At 45.8% G+C, this 1,048-nt stretch carries 1 protein-coding gene; it reads left to right on the top strand.

The window, feature by feature from the left end; genetic code table 11:
- Positions 1-101: 101 nt before the first annotated feature.
- Positions 102-1,048, top strand: a 947-nt coding sequence (locus ACRC27_RS02760) for an MCP four helix bundle domain-containing protein (RefSeq protein WP_438639142.1), incomplete at its 3' end; no start/stop codon positions are given.

Here is a 1,048-nt window from a genome sequence, read left to right as displayed (position 1 = left end):
GGGCAAGCCATGCGTTGATATCCGGCAGTGTTACCCCTCTTTTATGGTGCTTCGCTGTACGCGAAGCGGCCTCGCAACACATCCAGCAACAAGGTTATTTTATGTTATTACCCAGCTTAACCATTGGTAAAAAACTTACCTCGGCTTTTTCGGTTCTCTGCTTACTACTGATTGGGATAGGCGCATTCTCGCTTGTTCAGTTCAAGAACATGAATAATGAATCTCTCGATCTGACCGATAATGTCATTCCTAGCATTCGTACAGCAGCAGCTATCCGCCAGACCATCGCTGATTTTCGCCGCTATGAATTAGGCCTGTTTTTGGTGATGGGCGATCCCGCGCGTAAAGCACAATATCTGCAAGTGCTTGATGGATTAAAAACTGACATCAACGGCATACTCGATGATTATGCCAGACTGGTCTGGGAAGAGAGTGAACAGCAGATCTATAGCCAGATTAAAACCAAATGGGCTCAGTATCTCAATACCCACCAACAACTGTTAAATTGGCTGGGAAATCAGCAAATTGATCAGGCACATACCCTATTACTCGGTCAAGGTATGGCAAGCTATACCTCAATGCTAAATGATGTCACGCTGTTGATTGAGCTGAATGAAAAATATGCAGTCACTGCACATGCTACCGCCGAATCAGTCTACAGCTCCGCTAAAATTAATATTGCTATCTGTATTGTGCTGTCCATTATTTTGGTCGTGATATTTGCCACTGTGCTAACACGGCAAATCCGTAACCCTCTGATTTTATTGGTACAACAAGCGCAGCAAATTGCCAATGGTCATCTCGGCCGCAGCGCACTGTGCGATTACGTTGATTCTGGCAAATTGTCAGATGATGAAATCGGCCAACTGGCCCGCGCAATTCGTCAGATGAAAGAGGGATTAAGCCAGCTGGTGAACGAAATCAGTGGCTCAGTCTCACAGCTCAGTAGTGCAGTTGAAGAGGTCAGTGCCATTGCCGAGCAGTCATCACAAGGTATGCAACAGCAGCAAAGTGAAGTATCACAACTGGCAACTGCCATGAATGAGAT

Source organism: Plesiomonas sp. (genome assembly GCF_051650925.1).
GTDB lineage: Bacteria > Pseudomonadota > Gammaproteobacteria > Enterobacterales > CAMTGL01 > Plesiomonas.
This window is presented reverse-complemented; position numbering and strand designations above follow the sequence as displayed.